17 protein-coding genes and 1 pseudogene are annotated in these 18,095 nt (G+C 41.2%); 7 read left to right on the forward strand and 11 right to left on the reverse strand.

From position 1 onward, the window contains the following. Positions 1–123: 123 nt before the first annotated feature. Both NWP25_RS11030 and NWP25_RS11040 read right to left on the reverse strand, forming a co-directional pair. Complete coding sequence (locus tag NWP25_RS11030) at positions 124–747, reverse strand: SRPBCC family protein (RefSeq protein WP_280650407.1); 624 nt, start codon at positions 745–747, stop codon at positions 124–126. Between the two features lie 534 nt (positions 748–1,281). Further along, positions 1,282–1,617: a ribbon-helix-helix domain-containing protein gene (locus tag NWP25_RS11040; RefSeq protein ID WP_280650408.1), complete on the reverse strand. Its 336-nt coding sequence runs from the start codon at positions 1,615–1,617 to the stop codon at positions 1,282–1,284. Between the two features lie 333 nt (positions 1,618–1,950). On the opposite strand from NWP25_RS11040, the gene NWP25_RS11045 reads away from it, so the two are divergent. The 3 genes from NWP25_RS11045 to NWP25_RS11055 all read left to right on the forward strand — a co-directional run bounded on the left by NWP25_RS11045 (position 1,951) and on the right by NWP25_RS11055 (position 6,013). Continuing rightward, positions 1,951–2,400: an alr0857 family protein gene (locus NWP25_RS11045; RefSeq protein WP_280650409.1), complete on the forward strand. Its 450-nt coding sequence runs from the start codon at positions 1,951–1,953 to the stop codon at positions 2,398–2,400. A gap of 640 nt (positions 2,401–3,040) precedes the next feature. After that, on the forward strand, positions 3,041–3,397 hold the full coding sequence (locus NWP25_RS11050) for a hypothetical protein (protein WP_280650410.1): 357 nt from the start codon (positions 3,041–3,043) through the stop codon (positions 3,395–3,397). A 549-nt stretch (positions 3,398–3,946) separates the two neighbouring features. Then, positions 3,947–6,013 (forward strand): serine/threonine-protein kinase, encoded by a 2,067-nt coding sequence (locus NWP25_RS11055; protein ID WP_280650411.1) that lies wholly within the window; start codon positions 3,947–3,949, stop codon positions 6,011–6,013. Here NWP25_RS11055 and NWP25_RS11060 read toward each other — a convergent pair. The 4 genes from NWP25_RS11060 to NWP25_RS11075 all read right to left on the reverse strand — a co-directional run bounded on the left by NWP25_RS11060 (position 6,003) and on the right by NWP25_RS11075 (position 11,368). After that, entirely contained in the window at positions 6,003–8,684 is a 2,682-nt protein-coding gene (locus tag NWP25_RS11060) for a chloride channel protein (RefSeq protein ID WP_280699388.1), read from the reverse strand. The genes NWP25_RS11055 and NWP25_RS11060 overlap by 11 nt on opposite strands. Positions 8,685–8,731: 47 nt before the next feature. After that, the gene (locus tag NWP25_RS11065; RefSeq protein ID WP_280699390.1) at positions 8,732–10,042 is read right to left on the reverse strand and encodes a TldD/PmbA family protein; all 1,311 of its coding nucleotides are present in this window, start codon (positions 10,040–10,042) and stop codon (positions 8,732–8,734) included. A 58-nt stretch (positions 10,043–10,100) separates the two neighbouring features. After that, on the reverse strand, positions 10,101–10,382 hold the full coding sequence (locus NWP25_RS11070; protein WP_280650414.1) for a hypothetical protein: 282 nt from the start codon (positions 10,380–10,382) through the stop codon (positions 10,101–10,103). Positions 10,383–10,504: 122 nt separating this feature from the next. After that, on the reverse strand, positions 10,505–11,368 hold the full coding sequence (locus NWP25_RS11075; protein WP_280650415.1) for a Tab2/Atab2 family RNA-binding protein: 864 nt from the start codon (positions 11,366–11,368) through the stop codon (positions 10,505–10,507). A 266-nt stretch (positions 11,369–11,634) separates the two neighbouring features. Between NWP25_RS11075 and NWP25_RS11080 the strand changes: the two genes are divergently transcribed. Beyond that, positions 11,635–12,381 (forward strand): DUF561 domain-containing protein, encoded by a 747-nt coding sequence (locus NWP25_RS11080; RefSeq protein ID WP_280656514.1) that lies wholly within the window; start codon positions 11,635–11,637, stop codon positions 12,379–12,381. Between the two features lie 178 nt (positions 12,382–12,559). Here NWP25_RS11080 and NWP25_RS11085 read toward each other — a convergent pair whose 3' ends face one another. After that, positions 12,560–14,659, reverse strand: coding sequence for a S8 family peptidase (locus NWP25_RS11085; RefSeq protein WP_280699392.1), 2,100 nt, complete (start codon positions 14,657–14,659; stop codon positions 12,560–12,562). Positions 14,660–14,803: 144 nt separating this feature from the next. Here NWP25_RS11085 and NWP25_RS11090 point away from each other — a divergent pair, with 144 nt between their 5' ends. Then, positions 14,804–15,190 carry a XisH family protein gene (locus tag NWP25_RS11090; protein ID WP_280650418.1) on the forward strand — a complete coding sequence of 129 codons (387 nt, stop codon included), beginning with the start codon at positions 14,804–14,806 and terminating at the stop codon, positions 15,188–15,190. Further along, a complete protein-coding gene (locus NWP25_RS11095; protein WP_280650419.1) occupies positions 15,187–15,483 on the forward strand; it encodes a XisI protein in 297 nt (98 codons plus the stop codon). The genes NWP25_RS11090 and NWP25_RS11095 overlap by 4 nt, the downstream gene beginning before the upstream one ends. Positions 15,484–15,608: 125 nt before the next feature. Here the strand turns inward: NWP25_RS11095 and NWP25_RS11100 are convergent. From NWP25_RS11100 to NWP25_RS11115, 4 genes and pseudogenes are all read right to left on the reverse strand, one after another. Continuing rightward, positions 15,609–15,807: pseudogene (locus tag NWP25_RS11100) on the reverse strand (Uma2 family endonuclease); the annotation flags it as partial. A 20-nt stretch (positions 15,808–15,827) separates the two neighbouring features. After that, positions 15,828–16,037, reverse strand: coding sequence for a type II toxin-antitoxin system HicB family antitoxin (locus NWP25_RS11105; RefSeq protein ID WP_271761347.1), 210 nt, complete (start codon positions 16,035–16,037; stop codon positions 15,828–15,830). Then, positions 16,034–16,228, reverse strand: a complete 195-nt coding sequence (locus NWP25_RS11110; protein ID WP_187040294.1) for a type II toxin-antitoxin system HicA family toxin — start codon at positions 16,226–16,228, stop codon at positions 16,034–16,036. The genes NWP25_RS11105 and NWP25_RS11110 overlap by 4 nt, the downstream gene beginning before the upstream one ends. A gap of 152 nt (positions 16,229–16,380) precedes the next feature. Next, on the reverse strand, positions 16,381–17,253 hold the full coding sequence (locus NWP25_RS11115) for a LynF/TruF/PatF family peptide O-prenyltransferase (protein ID WP_280699394.1): 873 nt from the start codon (positions 17,251–17,253) through the stop codon (positions 16,381–16,383). A gap of 15 nt (positions 17,254–17,268) precedes the next feature. Here NWP25_RS11115 and NWP25_RS11120 point away from each other — a divergent pair, with 15 nt between their 5' ends. Further along, positions 17,269–18,033 (forward strand): transposase, encoded by a 765-nt coding sequence (locus NWP25_RS11120; RefSeq protein WP_280699396.1) that lies wholly within the window; start codon positions 17,269–17,271, stop codon positions 18,031–18,033. Positions 18,034–18,095: the final 62 nt, after the last annotated feature.

Here is an 18,095-nt window from a genome sequence, read left to right on the forward strand (position 1 = left end):
ACCTTTACAAATCTCCTCATGGGGAGAGCTGTTCAGTTTATCACGGAGGGTCTGCCTCTCGTTTCTTGGTCAGTAATCACTGACATTCTAGGTCCGTGAGTATGTCAATAATTAAAACCGGACTCAGGAAGCACTGTGCCATAGCTGTTCTACACGCTGGTGAATAGCTAACAAATTTAACCGCAGATCATGGCTGAGACGGTGTTCAATGATTGCCACTGGCATAGTTAGTTTAGGCCAAACTTGAATGGTGTAACACACAATGGTTCCTTGGTCATCACCGTAACAGTAGGGATGTAAAGACCAACTACCAGAAAAGCCTTTGAAATCCCCCTCTACCATCGAGAAATTAATTGCTTTAGGAAAGTATTCTTCTAAATCCAAAACTACACGTGCACAAAAGTTCAACTTGAGTAAACGCTGAGAGCCGATTTGTTCTAGTCGAATACCACCTTGAGGATGCTCCAGCAAGCAACTCTTGGCTAGGTTGGGAATGAAGTCAGGTAAGGCTTCATAGTTAGTCAGCACTTGCCAGATGCGTTCAACAGGATGAGGAATTTGCACCTTAGCAGTAATTTGCCTCTGTCTCTCGGCTATTTTCTCAATTTGAACTTCCACCTCTGGTAAACCAACTGCATCAACAGCCAAATTTTTTTCTAGCTGCGTGTAACCACTGGGAGCGCTGGGAGGAAAATTTTGGGTGATGTTGTATTGTTCAGTCACTTTCTGAATATGGTTTGCTTTCATCGGAAAATTGGGGCAGAGTAAAACAAGTTTCACTGAGTTGAGAATCTGAGATTTGCATAGTCTCAACAGAATATAGGTGACTTCCTCTTTGGAAATGGCAGGTCCTGTATTTATAACCTTAATGATAACTTGATTAGCTTGTCCTTCAACTTTATGAAAGCAAAGTAGTGGATCTTTGTATTTCAGTAGAATCAACAAGTCCCGATGTACTTCCAGTGCTTTCGCTGTAGAGGCGATGGTTAACTGAAGCATTTGACCTCTCTTCTCCACCAAAGGCCAGGAGATTCTAATTTGATAACAGGTTTTTCCCAGCAACTTTAGTGAAAAAGTCAAGAATTCTTCAGGCTTCATCTGGGAGAGTCAAAGAAAAAACTGTAGATATAAAATTTTATAAAAATTTAAGATTTAATGAATAAATTAAGTAATGTCCCTTTTGCCCTGCTCACATCTACCCATAGCCAGAAAAGAGCTAAATTTTGGATGCAGCCCAATTACTCACGAGTATAATGGGGCTGCATTTACCGGAATAAAAACCTAAGAGGCCAAACTTTCGATACTTAGAGTAACCATATCGCCCTTCTTGGTGAGTCCTAACAACATTGGTTGTTGGGGTTCAATTAATCGACCTGTGAGTACACAACGTTCTTCTTGTTGAGCAGTGGCGGCTATACTAGCTCGAATGTCGGCTCGTGAAAATTGGGGTTTCCATTCACCCGATTTTTGTTGTACATAATTCCAGAGGATATCTCTAATCAAAGCTTGATATCCCTGATTGCCGGCGATTTCTTTAAGTTTATCTTTAAGTTCTCGCTCTAGGCGGATACTAGTAACTTCCATCTCCGTGGTGGGGGTGCGGGGGATTGTGTGCATAACTTTTGCTCCTTAAAGGTGTGGACAGTATGGTAATACAAGTGTAGTATGTTTAAACAAATCTTCAAATAGGTGAAATTTGCTCTGAAAGTCGTTTATTCCATCTCGACTGGCTGTGTGCTGAGTTTAAAACTAGAAATAAATCAAGTCAGTGGAGGCTATAAATTGAAAAATACTGTAACCAGGTGAAACCAGGAAATTTTGCGGTCTAATTTGAACCCCACTTCTCACCCAAGTAAGAAGCGGGGGTTTTAATCAAGATTAAAGCTGTAACCATAATACAGTTCTGGATAGATGTGCCAGCAAACCTGGAATAACAGGAGAGCATAAGGAATGCTGAAATTAACTTACACCGAAAGCAGCTTTTATTTAGAGTGTTTAACTCAATCACTAGAAGAATGGGTGGCCCAGCGAGTGGTTTTAGCACTGCGCGTTGGGCAAAATCTATATGTTGAATCCACCACTGCTTCCTTTCTGCTTCCTGTTGATTTACCAGGAATGGAGACCCTCAAGGCTGAAGTTAAACAACATAACTGTGAAATTATGAGCTTGTGTACCTGTGACAGTGAGTATATGGAACTTACTTTAAGGGGTTTTTGGCTATCTGATGGTTCTCAAGATGCTGTGGGTTTGTTCGTCACCACCATGGGAGATTACCCCAACTATCACCATTGTTTTGGTCAGGCTTTATCCCCAGTTTCACACCTTGAGTTATTTTTACATCAACTTTGGCAAGAAGCGCAAGCTGGGAATTCTGTAGTGAGGGAGTGGTATGATTCCTAGGCTGAAAATTACAAACTGAGGTATGAAGTCGAGTTAAGAGGTGGTTTTAAAAGTTCCTATGTCCGGGAAAGTGTCCGTGAAATTTCTTGTTTTCTCGAAGGATTCCTCACCATTATTGCTGATTAACTTAATGGCAAAGGCATTTGTTTAAATGGCTTATTCCCATTCCCACTTCCTTTTTCTCCATCAATTGCTTTTAATAGCTCTTAAAGGGGTATTTTTTCACACACTGGCATAACTTCCTTGTGTACAATCCCACCTTGTATTATTTGTCTTGCCGTGACGACAATGTAAAAAACCTATTAAAAAACCTACCCCTGTGAACTTATTAAGGGGGGATGTGCAAGTGTCTAAGTTCACCATGTAAAAGTTTTAAAACACCCTTTAAGGATAAATACAATCAATTTCATTCCACAGGTCGATACAAGAATGAGTTATTTACAAGTAAAACTGTAAAAGATGAAATTGCCTTGAAGAATATCTGTGTAAAACACAATAATTAATTAGGTATTTACGATTTCATGATTTAAAGAATAAAAAAGCACACATCAATGTCATTTCTATTTTTGCGCCTAAAACCATAGATTAATTATTGAATGTGCCAATGTTGGGTTGTTGCAGCTGTTATGGAGGATTAAAGATGAAGATTTTTGATTTTGTTTTATCTATTTTACGCCCAGTGGGTTTTGTAATTATCGCTTTTGTTTGTACCCTGCTATTCTTATCCAGCACATCACCTGCTTTTGCCATCATTAGCTATGAAAGCGATGTCCAGGAGGGACCTACACAACTTCTAGAAACTCAACGCAAGACCGACGAAGTAGCTAAATCCCAACGGTTAAGAATGAAAGAAGTTCAAGAAAATTCTACCAAGGGACTCAATGAAGTTCAGGGAGATGCTGATATAGACAAAATGAAGAATCCTGAAAATTCACAAAGTTCAACTTCACTAGAAGAAAATATTCAGAATTTCTTGGAAAAACTCACAGGTAATTAGAAATACTTGGTTACTCCTGAACCTTTAGGTAAGATGACCCTTGGTTCGTCTGGTACCTGTAAATTTTTTACCCACTTGCAATTGATACTAGGAATACGAAGCAGAACAGAGGAATATATTTGTCAAGGAGCAGCGTCTACTTGTGAAGTAGCAATTACCCTGCTACAAATGTGATTTTATGAAAGGCCTTCCTAAAAAGATGGGGTTTTATATCCAAAATTCTAGATATATAGTACAATCAAGAAAAATTGTGAATCCTCGTGGTTCTTGGATTTTTCCTGTAAGCAAAAGAACAGGTGAGCATTTACCAAAATTTATTATCTTTATAAAGCAAGAGAACTTCTGTTAGGGTTACAGATTTAACGGAAGATAAATTCCTTTATTAGCACCTAGCAAATTAGCTAAGTTAATTTATGTTGCTGGTTTGGGAATAGTGCTTTATGTCATTATAATGTGAGAGCTAATATTAGGTATGAGGGAGTCTTTGGGGGTTAATTTACCATTATTTTTTGTGCGATCGCGCCGAGGGCGGCGCCCTAGCCAGTCAAAATGATCTGCTGTTTAAATCCTGATTGTCTGAATCCCCTAAATTCTGATCAAAACAAGTTATGCAAGTCTTGTAGCACTCCTTTGGTACCACTTTTGCGAGGTCGCTTCCGGGTCATTCGGGTGCTTTCTGATGAGGGGGGGTTTGGTAGGACTTATTTATCTGAAGATACTGATAAGCTCAATGAACGTTGTGTGGTTAAACAATTAGCGCCGAAGTTTCAAGGAACTTGGTCCCAAAGGAAGGCGGTGGAGTTGTTTGCTGAAGAGGCAAAGCGTCTGCAAGAACTGGGTGAACATCCACAAATACCAACTCTATTGGCTTTTTTTGAGCAGGATAATTGTTTATATCTGGTACAACAGTTTGTTAACGGGCATAATTTGTTAAAGGAGTTGCAAGGGGGAAAGGTTTATAGACCTGGGGAAGTGCAAGGAATTTTGCAGCATTTGTTGCCTGTTCTCAAGTTTATCCATGATCGTGGTGTGATTCACCGGGATATCAAACCAGAAAATATTATCCGCCGTCATGGTGATGGACGATTAAGTTTGATTGATTTTGGTTCCTCGAAGCAATTAACGGCGAGGGTAAAGAGGAAAAGTGGTACATCTATTGGTTCTCATGGTTATTCCCCTCTAGAACAAATTAGAGACGGTCAAGCTTACCCAGCTAGTGATTTGTTTGGTTTGGGTGCTACTTGCTTTCACTTGCTGACTGGGGTTTCTCCGTTTCAGTTGTGGATGGAATATGGCTATGGCTGGGTGAATAATTGGCGACAATTTTTGCGAAGTCCACTGAGTAATGATTTGGATTATGTTCTCGATGGGCTATTAAAAAAGGATATCCAGGAGCGTTTTCAATCGGCGGATGAAGTTATTCAGGTTTTGACTCCAAAAGAGGTACTAGCACTACCACCAAAAGGTAAGGCCTTTGAAAAACCATCAGTAACTCAGTTTTTATCTTTACCTGTCAAGTATACTTTGGTAAAAAGTATGGTTTTGGTGTGTGGTTTAATTCTCTTGTTTGGCATCCAAGATTCTTGGTATCAGCAATATCGCCGTGTCCACTCTATTTTATTGTCTCGACTAACTCAATATCGTCATCATCCAGGTGCATCGGCGCGTCGTCTTGGGTCGTCAAGTTTGATTTGGAATAACTTTTCTTTGGCTGAAGTCCTGGAAGGTCATGGAGATTTGGTTGTGTCTGTGGCTATTAGTCCCGATAACCAGTTTTTTGTTAGCGGTGGCCATTGCCTTGGTCACCAATGCCCCCGGAACAATGGGGTTATCAAGGTGTGGAATCTTGATTCAGGAAAGGAAATGACCACCCTTGATGGACATCTCCAAAGGGTAAATGCGGTGGTTATTAGTCCCGATGGACGCACTTTGGTGAGTGGCAGTGACGATAGTACTATCAAAATTTGGGATTTGTCAACAGGTGAGTTAATTCACACCCTGAGAGGACATTCTGATTCTATTCAGGCTCTGGCTATAACTCCAGATGGTGCTACTTTGGCTAGTGGTAGCGATGATTACTCTATAAAACTGTGGGATATAGCGACGGGAAGGTTAAAACACACACTAAAAGGTCATGGTTTTTGGGTGCGTTCTCTGGCTATTAGCTCCGATGGTGTAACCCTTGTTAGTGGTGGTTTTGACAAAAGTATTAAGGTTTGGGATCTCAATAAGGCTGTTTTGATTAGCACAATTGGGGAGGATGGAGAAACTGTAACAGATGTTGCCTTTAGTCCAGATGGTATCACTTTTGCAAGTGCTAGCCGCGATCGCACAATTAAGTTTTGGAATTTAGCTACAAAACAAAAAACTCACACGCTACCAGAAAATCCTGAAACGGTGACATCTATTGCTTTTAGTCCTGATAATAGTACTCTTGCTAGTGGTGACCGCCGTGGCACAATTAGATTTTGGAATTTATCCACAGGTAAGGAAATCAGTAAACTTCAGAAACATGCCGACAGCATAACATCTATTGCTATCAGCCCGGATGGTAAAACTCTTGTTAGTGCTAGCGAGGATAATAAAATTATCATTTGGCGAGTTTCTAGGAACTAATGGCTCCTCTGACTAAAATTACTGTACAGTCCACTCCGGATGCGATAGCTTCGGGAATGTTACCTTGAACTGCTTGTTGTAATAATCCCTCACGAGAGGCTCCTAAAACAACAACATCATAATTTTCGGTTTTGACTAGGTCAATTACACCATTAACAACGGATGAAGCTTGGACTGGGATGGCTACTATGTTGCTGGGTATTTTGCGCCGACGCATTAATAGACGGATGGCTTGTTGTAAAACTGTCATGTCTGGTCTTGGTTGAGATGGTTTGAATACCTGTGTTAGGGTAATAAGTGGATTGTTTCCTAGGGTGACTAGGGCGGGTAGTAATTTAATTGCGACTCTAATGTTGGGTCCCCCAGCCATTGTTACTAACCAACGGTTGAATTGGGGGGTAGAAGGTGGGGTGTGATTGCCCTGATGGGGGTGCTGAAGGCAATTAGTTTGAGGGAGTTTTACTAGCATTACATCACAGGTGGCTTGGCGAATTATGGTATCTACTGTGTTGCCAAAAATCCGACCAGGGGTGAAGGTTTGACCTTTCCACCCCATTAATATGAGGTTGATGTGTCGTTCTTTGATGGTTTCTAATATTGCTTGGGCGGGGTCGTGGGCGACTCTGATTTGGGTGTGTAAAGGAATTTTCCACTTTTTTGCCAGAATTTCTGCATGGCGTAGTAGGCGGCGACTTCTGGCTGTTCTGACTGGTGTTTCTGATGGGGAACTATGGGGGGATACTAATATTATTTGCACGCATTCGATTTCGTAGTGTCGATGGCGGGCAATGGCGGCAGCTATTTGTAGGAGAATGGCGGCGGTTTCTGGGTTAGCTACTGGTACTAATAACCGTCCTCTACCAATGTTGGGCGATCGCGTTTGGTAAACTACATAAGATGGTTCTGGTTGTGACTCTGGGGTGACGTTACCATAATTGAGATGTTCTGCTTGGGCGCGGATAATGTCTGCACGGGTAATAATACCAATTAATTTCTGCCCTTCTACCACTGGTAAGCGGCTGATTTGATACCGGTCTAATAGATATAATACAGTGCCGAGGTTATGTTTCGGTTGCACTGTCATTGGGGACTGGCTCATAATATCTCTCAACCATATTTGATTTGATGACTGAGTACCGCCAAGGATGTATGAATCACTGTCCCCGGAACAAGTTTTAGTGGTGACTAAATCTGATTGCGTGACAATTCCCACTAGTTTACCGTTTTCTACTACTGGAAAGCCCCGATGATGGGAACGAGAAAATACTTGCATTGCTTCTTCCAAGGTCATGTCTGCATCTAGGGTTTCTACTTGTCGCTGCATTACGTCGTTAGCGGTTAGCTTTTTTAATATCCCTTCTGTGGAGGCAGCTTTATTAATTGTGATGCCTTTGAGTTGCAATAGTTTATCGTATAGGGATCCGGGCATTACTTTGTCTGAAACTAAGTAAGCAGCTACGGAGACAATCATTAAAGGTAGTACTAGGTTGAAATCTGTGGTCATTTCAAATACAATCACAATGGCCGTGATTGGTACTTTGGAGACCGCACTAAAAAACCCTCCCATACCCGCCAAGGCGTAGGTGGTGGGAGAGTCTATCGTCAAAAAATAAGAGGAAGATACACCAACTAGGTGTCCTAAACAAGAACCCAATATGAGGCTAGGGGCAAACAAGCCTCCAGTGGCTCCTGAACCAAAGGCAATTAGGGTGAGAATAAATTGAGATAAAAAGGCGATGGCTGCAAGGGATGTGTTGGCTTCACTGAGAATCATGTACTCCCTTAACCCGGCATAGTTACGGAAGTGTTCTGGAAGCATTGCTACCAATGAACCAGAAATGAATCCAGCTAAAGCCATTTTTAGCGGTAAGCTGAGGTGTAAATTTTGATAAATTTTAATGCTGGCGATTACACCATGATTAAATACTGCACCCAGTAACCCTGCCAAAACTCCCAACAATAAAAAAAAAGGAATTTCTGGTAGGCTGAACTGGGTTGTGTATCGCATTAAGTCTAGGTTTAATTCCAAACTACCGCCACCCAACAGCCGAGATATTACTCCACCAATGAAAGAAGCGATTATGGCGGTTCCTAGGGTCAGTCCTGATAAGTCGTGCAGTAGTTCTTCTACAATGAATAGTACACCAGCAATGGGAGCGTTAAAGGCGGCGGATAAACCAGCACCGGCACCGGCGGCGATCATTTGCCGTCGATGATCTGGGGAGGTGGGAACCCAGCGACTCATTCCTGCTGCTAATCCTGCGCCAACATGAACGGTGGGTCCTTGTCGCCCTAAACTTAGGCCTGAACCGAGGGTGATTATGGCACTGAGTAATTTGACCGTTGCTACTCGCCAGGATAATGTAATTGGCACGTTGGCAAGGGTGGCTTTAACTTGTGGGATACCGCTACCTGATGCTTCTGGGGCAAATTTATTCACTAACCACCCGGCTACAAACCCAAAGGTCATGCCAATGGTTGGTAAGGCTAGCCATGGTGGTACAATTTGGCTGGTTTGGACTCGCCATGTTCCTAACCATCCTGACCCGACTTTTAGCAATACCGCAGAAAGGGCGGCCACAAGACCAATAATACAGGCTTCGGCAATGGCTAAACTTCTTCTGGGTTGCAACCACTGGCGAAAGCGCTGATTCAGGACGGAAAGCGCCATAATTGTTCTTGGTTCACTGTTGAGTGTGTGTGGGAGGATCTGGTGGATTAGGTTTTACCGATCGCGGACAATCCCTCTACTATGAGTGATGGAGTGTAGCAAGATCCATTCCAATCAGCGTCACTACCTAGTGCTACTAATTGTTTCATGGCTGTGTATACGTTACCTGCGACCATTGTATCTTTGACTCGCCCAATTATCTGACCGTTTTTGACGCGATAACCTAAGTCAATGTTGATGGAAAAGTCTCCAGAAATGGCGTCACCACTACCAAGTATTTGATCTACAATTAAGCCATCATCTATTTCCTTGATTAAGTCTTCTAGTGATGCTGAACCGGGCTGGATCAAGAAATTAAATAAGCCAGGGGTGGGATAACTGCCAAAACTAGGGCGAAAACCATTACCAGTGGTTTTAATGCCTAGTTGTTGTCCCGTGGCGCGATCGCAATAATAGTTTTGTAAAATTCCTTCTTGGATGAAAACTAATAATGTTGTTGGAGTGCCTTCGTCATCAAAAGGACAACTGTAGGGTCCTGCTTGTGGGTTTTGGTAAAGGGTAAGGGCGGGTGATATGACTAATTTGCCTAGGCGTTCCACCCAAGGAGAGGCTAATTCGAGGATGCGCTTGCCGTTTAATGCTGCTTGTGCAGTTCCCCACAGCATATCTGCTGCTTTGGATGTGAATAAAACTGGAATTCGACCCATGGGGGGCGGGACGTTTTGTTGAGACCAATCTAATCTTTGGAGGATTTGATGAGCTAGTTTTTCAGGGTCAAGGATGTCCCGTTGTGTTTGCCCATCGGCAATACTCAAAAAATCATCCCCCCGTACCCATTCTGCTGCTATGTAGCAACTGAGGGTTGTGTCTGTGTAGAAACTATCTAAGCCTTGACTGTTCACAATTCTGGTGGTTTCTGAATCACATTCCCAGTCGCCGTTGCAAAGCACTTCTGGGTAGGTATCACGGATTAGTGCGATGGCTTGTTTGCCCCAGTTGACTAATGTTTCTAATGGTACGGGTTTGCCTAGGTCTGGATAAGAGGTTCTAGAGTTTTTTACTAGGTCTATTGATTCTGGTTTATTTAGCTGACTCAAGGCTAAGGCTCGTTCTACTATTGTTTGTGCTGGAACTGAACCATAGGCTACGGTGAGTCCAGGTCGCCCATTTCGCCACAGTCGTAGTGCTGTGCCTTCGGATTGGCTGGTTTCTAGCTGTTTGAGACGGTTGGTTTCAAAGAATACAGGACGTGAGAGCGATCGCGATTGATAAACTTCCGCAGCTTCTGCTCCTGATTTAACAGCTAGTTCCAGCAGCTGTTCTGCTAGTGTATCTTGTAACAAGTTTTCAGAACCCATGACCCTCGGTGAATTGTGGTTTTTGGATTTTGATGTGCAAATATATGGACGCAGATAATTATCCCAAATAATTGGTATTATCTGGGTTTCTTGACAATCTCCCGGTAAGTGCAAAGCAGTGTAGTTTTAATCCCCCACCTTTAATTGAGCAACTTTCAGGAAATCCCATTGAGTGGTGAGAATGTTGACTTTTGAATTTCGGAAATCTAGCACCTTTAGCAAAAAAGTTTTTAAATGGTGATTCGAGATTCTTAAGTGATTGTTGTAGAACAGCAGCAGTTGGTTCTTGCAGCCATTCATAATCTGGTAGTTTCTTCAACTGGGTAAAGTCCTTAGCCATGACGAATGTAACGTGAGTTCTCTTGTTCCATTAAGATAGACTCAAAAATTTTCTTTGCAAATCTTTGGGCTGCATTAGCCTGTATCAGTATTTGACGGTTTCCTCTGGTTGGTAATGTCCAGTTAGGCAAAATTTAAGTCTTTTAGCAGCCAAAATCCCGTGAAAGAGTCTGCTTGAGCATCAGACTGGACACCAATAAAATGCACTCCATTAGCTTTTTGTTTAGCTTGTTCATAATCTTGAGCTTGGGCTAAAGTTTGGGGATTTTTAATATTAGCCAAAATCCAACTTTCAGTAGCACCAGTTTCTAATACCAATCTCTGCCCTTGTTTGGTGTCAAAATTCAAGGAAGCCAATTCTAAGCCCGACATCCACCCTGCGATGGGTAACGCTCTGGGGGAAAAGATTAAAACACCAGGAATGGGGGTTTCAGGGGAAATATTGGCTAATTCCAGAGGAAAAGCTTCACCAAAACCAATTTCCCAGTGTGGCATATCGGCAAATTCAGCAGCTTGTAGGCTGACGAACACCCACTGTTGACCTTCTAAGGCATCTGGTAAACGTTGGGGTAAAGGGTTTTCTAAGGGCACTGAAGGTAAGGTTCCTTCTTGATACCCTGGTTCTTGAGGATAAACTTCTTCCATTCGCTGTCTCAACCACTGATTGAGAACCAAAATGCGGCGGCTAGGTTGGGCAGGGATACCCAGATCCTGACAAGCTTTAGTAATCATATTATTCATTTGACGGCGGAAAAAGCGGATTTTCATCGGCGCTTTCCCCGCCTGATCAATTGCCTCCTCTAAGGCCTTCCGCAACCAAAGGGAATTTACCTGGGTACTAGGACAATACTTTGCATAACGAAACAAAGATTCCGGCTTGGTGCGAATATCCCCAGGACTTTGACAAACTAAGACTTCCCAAACTTTTTTTTGATTTTCGTCCAATATTGGACGAGAGTAAAAATCGATTTCCCAAATACTACCCATATTTTGCCGTTTTATCTTCTATATCACCGTGAGTCTGTCAGCCTATCTTAGGCATTACCCCAAGGGTTGGCTTCTGACTCAATTTTCCCACTTGCAGCATTCAGTGCACCTACTTTTAGAAACGAATCGCACTTCTTATATATTCATCATAAAAGGGAATAGGGAACAGGGAATGGCGAATGGTATGGTAATTTTTACTCGTTTACGATTCCCACCAACTCAGGGAGGGTAAAATAGGTCTTATTTCTTAGCCTGAACAAAAAACCATGACAATGCAGCCTACTCTCCAACGTGCATTTGCTGACCGTCGCGTTCTTAAAGTCATTAGTGGCTTGAATAATTTTGATGGTCGCCGCGTTGCTGCTACCATCAAAGCAGCTGAACTAGGTGGCGCTACTTTTGTCGATATCGCCGCCGATGCTGATTTAGTCCAGATGGCTAAAAACTTGATTAATTTACCGATTTGTGTATCAGCGGTTGAACCAGAAAAATTTGTCTTAGCTGTTAACGCTGGTGCTGATTTAGTTGAAATTGGCAATTTTGATAGTTTTTATGCCCAAGGACGGAAATTTACTGCTGAAGAAGTTTTAACACTGACTCAACAAACCCGCGTCCTGTTACCAGAAATTACCTTATCTGTGACAGTTCCCCACATCCTAGAACTAGATCAACAAGTGCATCTAGCGGAGGAACTAGTCAAGGTCGGCGCTGATATTATCCAAACCGAAGGCGGAACCAGCAGTCAACCTACACACCCTGGAACTTTGGGATTAATTGAAAAAGCAGCCCCCACTTTAGCCGCAGCTTATGAAATTTCCCGTGCTGTTTCCGTACCTGTACTGTGTGCTTCGGGTATTTCCAGCGTCACCGCACCTTTAGCTATAGCCTCTGGTGCTGCTGGGGTTGGTGTGGGTTCTGCAATTAATCAACTCAACAGTGAAGTGGCGATGATTGCTGCGGTGCGGGGTTTAGTTGAAGCTTTAGCTAGTGCTAACACCAGAGCAATTATTTAACTTCAGCTCTGATTCTAACTTGGGAATAACTGCATCTGTACCCATGCGTTGCTGCTAAAGCAGCAGCGCTGGGGCTATGGACTAGGTAGGAGTCAAATAAGCTCCACAATTCACCAGTCAACCTTTACCGAAGTTAAATCAAAATCCCTGGAATCCTTATTGTGATGTTTTGAACCTCTTATTTCCCCACAGACCAAGAACGAACTTGACCTAAAGTTACAGGAATCCTATCACTAACATCAATAGTAAACAGATAAACTTTTTTAGCTCTACGGCCATTTTCCGGGTCAAAAAACTTCAATTTCACATCCCAACAATCACTATTAATTCTGCAAAAAGGACTTTTTTCTACCTCAATACTATCAAGCTGCATACCCGTAGAAATAGCTTGGCTAAAACTAGAAGCTGCTTGAAAAACATTAGTGACAGAAAAATTCAGCGCCCGATGTTTAGCAGTTTTTCCTACATTTTGTAAATCATAGTAAACTCGATTTAAGAAACTACTTAAAGCTTTCCGCATTGCCATTTCTTGGGCTGGTGCTGTGCCTTCCGTAATCACAGTTTGCAAAGCTGCATCTACCAAACTGTTGACTTTCCAGCCATACATTCCCCTAGTATTAGTTAGAGTAATTACAGGTACAACTTGACCAGAAAATAATTCTACGGTTCTATCTGTCAACCTGGCGGGAATACTCACCCGTTCCACAAAATCATCACTGTCTTCTGGTTGAATTTGTCCCTCTAACATTAAAATTAGAGTTTCATAGATATCAGCAGCAAAACCGCTAACGGGTTCTAAAGCATAAATGGGAGTCAATTCTTGGTTGAGAGTCCAAATTAAAGGTTTAGCTTCGCTGGGGTTTGCTGACAGATAATCAACCATTTGCTGGGTATCATAAGGGTTAGCAGGGATAATTGCACCGTCAATATTCACTGCTGGCATTAATTGTTTAAAAGAGTCCCTTCTGGCTTCATCACCAAAGTCATAACCGATAGTACCCAAAGCATAGACAAGTTTAGAGGCTGCACTAGGGGTAACACCTTCTGTTATTTCACTTCTTGGAATAGTAGCAACTGCTACACCAGATTCTCCTTCCCAGTCTCCGGCTGAGAATGCCTTTTCCAAGGCTCTGTCCGATGATATAGCGAGGGGCACAGCTTCTGATGTCCCATTTCCAGGTAGAACCTGGGAACGAGAGATTTTTACCCCCTTATGTTGGGGGGATAAGGGTTGGGGGTGAGGTTCTAACCTTTCTCCCGTCAATAATTGAAACGCACCGGGAATATTCAACTTACCCAACAAACACCGTTCCGGTTCTTCCACATCTTCCGGGTTACAGGGAATAGCACTATTTAAAATTGCTTCCCGCACTGCTTCCGCGTTGGGTTGTTCTCCCCGTTGTAGTTGCATACTCATTAATAATGCAGAAACACCTGTAACAATAGGTGCAGCGCAACTTGTACCTTTTTCTTTGATGGGTTCTTCCGTTCCCGGTTGTGCGCCTAAGATATTTTCCCCATTGGCCATTACACCCTTATTTTGATATTCTCCCCCGTAATTGCTAAATTTAAAGGGTTGTCCGTCGTCACGCATTGCACCAACGGTAATCACACCTGGAAGAATTGAAGGAATACACCAACATTCGCCTTTATCATTACCACCAGGGGCAATAATTAACATATTATTGTCTTGGCATTGTTTGACAGCACGGGCAAATAAATCTGGTGCTACTCCGGTTTGGGTGGGGTGACAAGCGGCGATATGGATGATATTTGCACCCCATTGCAAAGCTGTATTAATGGCGTGGGTGAGGTTGATGGGGGAAATAAAATCATCACCAGCGAAGGAAATGGGAATATTTAATGCTGTACATAAAGGAGCAATCCCTGGGGCGGGTGTGTTGTGTTGCCCTAAGATAGTGCTAGAAATGTGGGTAGCATGACTTGATAATTCTATCCGTCGTCTAATAGCAGGAGGAAAGGAGGCAAAAAATGCTTCTCGTTCTTTTTTCGCTTCTTCTTTGTCGTGGTCTGGGTCGTCTTTTTTATCTTTTTGTTGTTGGTTAAATTCTAAATGTAACTTGAGATAATAATAATATTCTTCGTTGAGTTCAATATCTTCTGACCAGTAGGGTTTAAATTGACTAAAATTTGCACCTTGAAAACAACTACGTTCTAAGTCCGCAGCACCGTCAAGGATAGCAATTTTAATCCGGGGGTCGCCTTTTGTGCGTGTCCAAATTTGGGAAATTCCGGGGATGTCTGTCAGGTTAGGCATGGTTTTGATTGTGTTGTTGTAATTGGTGTTATAATAACTAAGGGTAAAAAGTATTCTTTAAAAGTATAATTTTATATAAAGTTAATGCCAGCTAAAGATATTTTTCATGATGCTGTTAGGATAGGGTTATAAAAAGAGGGTTGGGTGATTACAGATGATCCTTTAAGGATAGAAGTCGGTGATGTGGAAATGTATATTGATCTCGATGCAGAGCAAGTTTTAGCTGCTGAAAGAGAAGGAGAAAAAATAGCGGTGGAAATTAAGAGTTTTATTGGTACATCTAATATCTCTCAATTTCATGAAGCCATTGGACAATTTTTTAATTATCATTTGGCATTAGAAGAACAACAACCACAACGAGTTTTATATTTAGCTGTTCCTTCAGGAATTTATTACTCTTTCTTTCAATTGCAGTTTATTAAAACAGTTGTTGAGCGTTCCCAACTTAAAATCATGATTTATGATCCGATTCAAGAGGTAATTGTATCATGGAAAAACTATAACAATATCGCAATTATGTCAAACAAGTGATCACAGAATATGCTCAATTAGGTTCAGCTAAGGATGAAATTGAAGAACAATTGATTTTTGATACCGTTGGCGACCATTATCAATTAATGTATGTAGGTTGGAAAAATAGAAAACGGCAGCATGGTTGTGTCTTGCATTTAGATATTAAAGATCATAAAATTTGGATACAACATGATGGAACTGAAATTGGCATGGCGGATGAGTTAGTTGAGTTAGGAGTGCCAAAATCAGATATTGTTTTAGCATTTCATGAACCTTTGGTGAGACAATATACAGGTTTTGCTGTTGGTTGATTTTTACATAAGACTTTCATCTATATTTTACATGAATTTTACATTATTTTTGTTTTGTATACATTAATATTTACATTATGTCATAGAGTGATTTTACTTTTAGAAAAGTCAAGCAAACCTTTGGCATAAACACTATTGAAAATCAAAATATAAGCATGGGGTTCTCCGTGACTTTTGATTTTTAATGGTGATGCCACGTAAACCACTCCTTCAATTAATTCGGCTTTTTTGAGATTCGGCATGGCATGATAACGCTGTTCAAATTCATGACGGGTTAATTTGTCGCCATTTTCTAGGGGGAGGAATAGTTAAGATGGGAGACATGGCGTTAGGAGATATCATATTTAAGCTATTTTTTGTAATATTTGGGGTTGGGGTATGGGCTTACCGATTTGATTATAGCCATACACCAAATCTTCTAACACTTCCTTGGCATTTTCTAGAGCTTCTTCATAGCTTTCTCCGTGGGTTTTAGCATATTTTCCCCACTCAGGTAAAAAGGCAATATAGGCTTGATCTTCGTCAGACCATTGAATTAAAATACTATATTTCATAGTTTATCTGCTTTTTCTAATTGTTCAAGTTCTTTGATACTTTCTATTATATCTTTCTCTTGATAAGGTTTTGCATCTTTGCTGTCTTTGCCAGATAGAACTACAGGTTTTGGTAAAAGTGGATGAATCCAGTAAGAATGACTACCTTTTCCCCGCTTTGGTAATAATGTAAATCCTGCTTTTTGCAACATCTGTTTTAATTATCTAATTTTTTTGGGCATTTAGTTTTATTTATTTGGACTTCTGGAAATTGCATTTTAATGATGTTATTTAACGTTTTGGTGATTTTGTGATTTAATTTTGTTGGGTTGCGCTGTCCCTTAACCCAACCTACATTTTCTTATTAGTTTTTGTTGGTGGTTATAGGAGAACTCATTTGATAATACAGATTCAAATTTTCTATCCTCCCAGCTATTATTTCATTTTCCCGTAGTCCTACAATTGTTCCCTGTACAGGTTGTTCTCGATAATAGGCATGAACTCGGTTAGCTAAATCATTGCGTAAATTAGCAATAAAGTTATTAGGGTCACTGGTACGATAATAAAGGATTTTTTCGGGGTTGCCTTGGCTAAAACCAATAATTAATGACCAACAGCTATCTAAAAGTTGTAAAGCCTGGGGTGACAGAACTTTGGCTAGTTGTTGAAATTTTTCTTTGCTAATACTGGGATAAACCTCGATTTCACTACCACCATTGAAGTCAAAGTCAAAGCCAATGACAACGGAATTATCTACCAAAAATGGTTGCAATTCTTCAGCAGATTGACATAGGGATATTGCCTTGGCTAATTTTTGGGGATAATCGCTGATGATAAACCAAAATTTGAGGCGAGAAGCACTAAATTCTCTTCTTAAATCAATACCTACTAATATCTGGTGGACTTTACTGAAATCGAAATCATTGCCAACAAAATTCTCAATGAGATGATAAGTTAATTTAACATCTGTCTTGGCTGCTACTTGCTGAAAAAAATTAATAGCTGTCTGATAATCTTGCCAATTTGGTTGATTACGAAATAAATTAAACCGAGCCGGATACAGTTGATCTTTTTGGATTTTACAAGAACATTCTAATCCCCAATGTGTAACTTTTTGAGCAAAATCATCGAAAATATTCAGGGTGTAGAGATGGTCAACATCAAAGATATGTTTATGTTGATTGATGTAATGTAGATTTTTTTGGCTACCTATAAATAAATTCTCAGAAATAGTCATTTATAATTCCTTCTTGTGCCTAGACAACCTCGAAATTTACAGTCTGGATACTCTTATCACATTACCACCCGTTGCAATAACCGCGAATTCAAATTATCACGGCGGGAATGTCGGGAGGTGTTTCTTTATGCAATAAAAAAGGTTTTGGATAAATACAATTTCCAGCTTCATGCTTTGTGCATTATGTCAAATCATGTTCATTATTTGATTGCACCTAAACAGCCAGAAGAGTTACCCAAAATTATGCACTTCCTCAACTGGTACACAGCAATGTGTTTCAATCGGATGTTAAGAAGAACAGGACACTTTTGGGAGAAACGATATTACTGTGATGGGTTTCCTTCTTCAGATAGAGACAGAGTATTAAATACTTTACGGTATATTCACGCTAATCCTAAAGCTGCCAAAATGCGCCAGAGTTTTTTCTATGATTTTAGTAACTATGGCAGTTATGAACGCCTAACCGATGATGGTTTAACACAATGGCATCCGGCTTTTCTGCGGCTAGGAAGCAGTTTAGAAGAATGTGCCAAAAAGTATAAAGGCTTTTGTCAAAAGTATAAACCCAAGGAAAAGACCCCAACCCAATGCCACTGGGGTAGTAAGCTGTTGGCTGGGGTTCATCTCACGGATAAGGGTTCAACCACCAACCCCAAAAAATCTAAGTCCAGTTTACCACCTCCCCCGTGCCAGGTATCGGAAACCCCGGAACTGACAAGGGTTGTTCGTCAATTCATCGAGGCGAACCGTGGACCAAGGGATGTAGAAAAAGACTTTTGACCTTTTTGGAGGTAGGTGATAGAGTAAGGTGAGTTACTCGGCGTCGTCGCCTGCAAATGGAT

It is taken from the genome of Umezakia ovalisporum Ak1311 (assembly GCF_029891685.1).
Classification (GTDB): domain Bacteria; phylum Cyanobacteriota; class Cyanobacteriia; order Cyanobacteriales; family Nostocaceae; genus Umezakia; species Umezakia ovalisporum.